The following is a 4,394-nucleotide window of genomic DNA, read 5'->3' on the forward strand; positions in this document are numbered from 1 at the left end:
CTACAACTTCCGGATTCTGATCCTCTGGCTCACGACTTTGTTTGTCCGGATCTGCTGCGCCTTCCTGTTCGCCGGCGCCTGGTCATCCCGTCAACAGACCTCATGATCAACGTTCTTCACGGTCGACGAACCAAGCCGATGACCACACGTGCGAGCTTCATGAGAGACTTCCAACCGCATTCCAGGCCTTGTTGCTTGAGTTAATTTTGCCATTCGACAAACCCAATTGAAATGCGCGATGCCGCCGATTCAGCAACGCTACATGCTCCGGCGGAGGGCTCAGCCACCTCGGGCACTGTGCTTGTCCGCCGTTCGGGTTTCCCGTCCCCGGCTGCAATCCCAAGCATTCGATACGTCCTAACCTGAACAAGGATTGACTAGTGGTTCTCTGCTCAGTTCCGATCATCAACCCTTGGAACGTACCACGACCTTCGACATGTCCACGCCTACCTTCTTTGATAGCGCTCGGACACAGGGAAGAAGTACAAGTACTCAACTGCGCAGATTCATCAGCAGCCGATGATGATCGACCGTGGCTGATCTGAGGCCGGCAAATTGGCACCATCTTTGGCTAGAGTTTGCGCCGGCCGATCCCCTTGGCTGAGAGGAGCGGACGACGATGAAGGCCTCAAGATTTTCGGACCCGGGAAGGCGTTCATCCTGAAGCAGGCCATGATGGGATTGCGGTGGCCGAGATCTGCCGCAAGGCCGGGATTAGCAGGCGACTTATTTCAGCTGCAAGAAGAAGTATGACGGGCTGCTGCCGACCGAGCTGGGACCGCCGACGCAGCTCGAGGACGAGAACGCCAAGCTGAAGAAGCTGGTCGCCGATCAAGGCAGCACCCGGAGCTTGCCGCCGGTTGCCAGCTGATCATGAACAAAGTCCACAGCGCGGGTCTCATTCGATCGCGTCGCCGGCGTGCGATCGTCGCGCAGCTTGGCTTCGAACCGGCGCTACCGCCAGTGCCGATGCTCAACACCGCAGCGTCCAGCGCTTCCTGACGCCTCCTCGGCAGCTCCCGCCGACTCGATCTGGCAGCCTGCCCGTATGTCGCGCACCAATCAGGTCCTTTTTCCGTATCCGCCCGGATTGTCAATTTTTTGAACATGGTGTTCTACTGGAGGAACACCGGTGGAGGGATTTTCATACTTAAACTGTTTTTTCGCTAGATTCCGGTGGCGAGGCCGCGGGACGGCAGCGTCTCGCGGCCCCATTGATTTTCTCAGTTGAGCGCTCCGGGTGGAGTCGGTCGCGTTTACCGTCAGCAATTATAAGTGCTTCTACCTAGCTTCGCTTTTCAGGGGCGTCATACTTGGCGCTATCGGTTGGGTTACTTGAGCGAGATCGGCCGGGGCCAGTTGTCGCAATCCGTCGGGGAGAACGGCGATCCTGGATCAGACAAGCTACCGTGATCCCGCCATTCGTCCGAAGTAAGCGAGAGCAGGAAGCTTCGGACAGGATTGGCGTTGATCGTCAGCTTTCAGACCAATGTCGACGACTCGACCATATAGCCACGCTACGAAGCGCCTGCACAAGCTCCGATTCTCGATTCGGCACGGCCCTTGCTCGGTTCGGAGCAGCATTACCGGTTACTCCAGATGCGGTGATGTTAGGGGCGGGCTTGGCGCCGCGTCGCCGCTAGCGTCTGGTCCGCCCCGCTGGTGCTGTGAGGCGATATGAAACAGGAACTTCGGCCGGCGATCGGATTCGCGCGCGCTCGCCGCCGCTAACCTACGCGGGCACGAACGCGACGAATCAGTTTCTCGCTGAGCCGGCGATACGAGACCGTCATGCCGACGAGATCCTTGCTCCAGGCAAATCAGGAAAGTGTACCCGCGACTACGAAGTAGCCGCGCAGGCGTAGCTTGCGACTCGATATCGTCGCCCAAACGTCGACGCACGATACTTCCAATCTCGACAAGCAAAGATGCAGACTGGAACGGTATTGTCGTACAGTGTTGAAAAGGGCTGGGGCTTCATAAGGCCTGATGGTGCCAAGGGCGAGGATGTGTTCGTGCATATGTCCGAACTACGCAACTGCACAGGTACCGATCTGCTGCCGGGCACGCGTGTGACTTTCGATCTTCGCTTCAACAAACGGCGCTCAAAGTACAGAGCTGCCGAGGTCAGGCTAATCGATTAAAGTGCCGCGTATCCTTAAGCAGGTGTTCGAGATTGTTCAAACTGTCGGGCGACGCGGAAAATGCCCCGAGAATGTTACCGAAGCGGATCCCCGTTTCTACCTGGACCGGCTTGCGTTGATTGGGCGAAGGCCCCTGTGGGGACCCGGACATCAGGTACGTAGCGAGGATCGATGCTTAACGTAATCTCTGCGCTACTGATGAGCTGTCGAGCGGGCTTTGATCGCCAATTCTTCACCAGCCGCTGCATCGTACGCCGCTGATGCCGGCCGAACCGACCGGGCGCATGCGCTTCCAGCCGGGAGAGAAGATCGGCCGCGGACAGGTCGCTGCGAACCATTCTCGATGATGGGAATGTAGGGGTCGAGCATCAATGGCCGACGCGGCACTGGCTCGCGCCGCACATAGTGACGCGGAAGCAGCGCGGGCGCGACTCGGCACCTGATTCCAGCTTTGGGGAGCCATAGATCGGGCGCTGTCCCTACTGAAATTAGCGGCGCGTGTGGTAGGGACAGCGCCGTATCTGACACGAGGCGCCGAGTCACGTTGCCGCTAACTTCGCCGCGGTGGTCCGAATGGACGGGGATCACCAACGGGACAACCGCTCGCCCGCCGAGCTGAGGCGTTCGGAGCGGATAAAACGCGCCGACCAGATCGAACCTCGGGGTTTCACCAAGACCGACGCGGCCGCCTATTGCGGCTGCTCCGAGGACGCGTTCGAGACGTGGATGAAGAAGGGGGGCGATCCCCGGCATACAGCGCTGGGACCGCAAGGCGATTGACCGGTATCTGGACCGGGCGTCCGGTCTACCTCAGGCGACGGCCAGCGCCGCGGACGATGCACTCGCGGCTTGGCGGGCTTCACGCGCAAAGCGCGCGGTTTGATGTCACGGATGAGCGCGTGCCTTCAGGATTTCGGTAATCGTGGCGCTACCCCACACTGATTTCGTCCAGCGCGTCCGTTAGCATCCTCAGAAACGATTGATGCCAATCATATTCATCAGACAGCAGCCAAGTCGGTAGGCTGGCGACGTAGCGGCTCAGCGCGATGACGCCCGCAAGCGTTGTCGGTTTGGAGTGGATGAGCACGTCTGCGTACTGCTCGAGAGCCAACAACCGTTCCTCGCTGATTGCCTCGGCGGCATCAAATTCGGGGCCTTCGACTAGTTTCGCCGATAGGGATACCGCGGCATCGTATTGCGCGGAAAGCTCGCGGTGATGCTCAATCACATCAAAAATCGAATCTAACTCAGTCGCCATGGCGCATTTGCCCCAGGCCGCATGAGATCGGCACCAACCAATCCTGGTAGGTGCAATGGATACCATTCGTCGATACAGCTTGAGGCATACGGCCGCCTTTCGACCGCGTAATCCTGCCCACCACGGGCTGCTCTACGGTGGTCCTAGACGGCGCCAAACTGAGCGGCGACTGGTCGAGGCTTTGCGAACCGCAGTTGACGTCCTGCGCAGTACAACAGCAAGGGCGAGCTTTACATCGTGTGGGAGAAAAAGACCCCCCAATCGTGACGGCCGTAATCATCGGCTTGGCGCCGTTAGGACGGGCGCTTCAGACGGTGGGAGAAGGAAACGGCTTCTTCGCCGCGCGAGGAGCACAGGTGGAAGTGTGGCGCGATCGTGATGCGGGACAACCCAGATCCGCTCAAAAGAATACCTGCCGTGGATGACTGGAGGGCGCAATTAAATCCGATCAGTCGATAGGCATGTTCACTGACCCTAACCGTATCTCTACCACAACCGAAGGTGCAGCGCTGTACACTCGGTCCGCGAGCACAGGGAAATAAAAGCGGTCAACGAGATCGTTGCCGCCTACGACAGGCACAACGCGGCGATCGATCGCCTGCGCAAAAAAAAGCACGGAATTGATGGAGCTAACCAGCGCTCGGAGGATCAATCGGTCGATCGTGAACGTCTTATCTCTTATGCCTCAATGACGCATAGACGCGCAATTCTTTGCTCATCCTGACCCCTCATCCAGTTTGATAGGACGCGTTAAAACTTATCTGGGTTCGAACCGCCTTTGATCAGTCGTCCGTTAAGAAGCTGGATTGAGCTGGGCTGGAGAGGCGAGCCCGCGCCCTAGCAGTTCCAGGAACAGGCCCAAGAGTGAGCTGGCCCCGGTTGTCTGAACAGAATATCCGCGTCGATAAGTGGAGCCTCTGCCGGGGTTAGGCTGCCGTGCGGAGCGGCAGCGGGGTGAAGTAGGCTTGATCCGGTGTGCTGCCGTCAAGGCT

Annotated in this window: 3 protein-coding genes and 2 pseudogenes; 3 read left to right on the forward strand and 2 right to left on the reverse strand. The window is 58.8% G+C overall.

Features of this window, described 5'->3' with window-relative positions:
- Positions 1-619: 619 nt before the first annotated feature.
- Positions 620-832, forward strand: a pseudogene (locus AC066S_RS38465) (transposase); the annotation flags it as partial.
- Positions 833-837: 5 nt separating this feature from the next.
- Here the strand turns inward: AC066S_RS38465 and AC066S_RS38470 are convergent.
- A pseudogene (locus AC066S_RS38470) lies at positions 838-954 on the reverse strand (IS3 family transposase); the annotation flags it as partial.
- Positions 955-1,928: 974 nt separating this feature from the next.
- On the opposite strand from AC066S_RS38470, the gene AC066S_RS38475 reads away from it, so the two are divergent.
- Positions 1,929-2,144 (forward strand): cold-shock protein, encoded by a 216-nt coding sequence (locus tag AC066S_RS38475; RefSeq protein ID WP_126262132.1) that lies wholly within the window; start codon positions 1,929-1,931, stop codon positions 2,142-2,144.
- A 573-nt stretch (positions 2,145-2,717) separates the two neighbouring features.
- Positions 2,718-2,924, forward strand: coding sequence for a hypothetical protein (locus tag AC066S_RS38480; protein WP_235884960.1), 207 nt, complete (start codon positions 2,718-2,720; stop codon positions 2,922-2,924).
- Between the two features lie 148 nt (positions 2,925-3,072).
- Here the strand turns inward: AC066S_RS38480 and AC066S_RS38485 are convergent, their stop codons facing one another.
- Entirely contained in the window at positions 3,073-3,402 is a 330-nt protein-coding gene (locus AC066S_RS38485) for a hypothetical protein (protein ID WP_164719152.1), read from the reverse strand.
- Positions 3,403-4,394 lie beyond the last annotated feature (992 nt).

It is taken from the genome of Bradyrhizobium sp. CFUWI (genome assembly GCF_056429085.1).

What these genes read in the sequence shown, in the direction of transcription:
- AC066S_RS38475 (WP_126262132.1), top strand. Translation starts at nt 1,929, where the DNA reads ATGCAGACTGGAACGGTATTGTCGTACAGTGTTGAAAAGGGCTGGGGC.
- AC066S_RS38480 (WP_235884960.1), top strand. Translation starts at nt 2,718, where the DNA reads ATGGACGGGGATCACCAACGGGACAACCGCTCGCCCGCCGAGCTGAGG.
- AC066S_RS38485 (WP_164719152.1), bottom strand. Translation starts at nt 3,402, where the DNA reads ATGGCGACTGAGTTAGATTCGATTTTTGATGTGATTGAGCATCACCGC.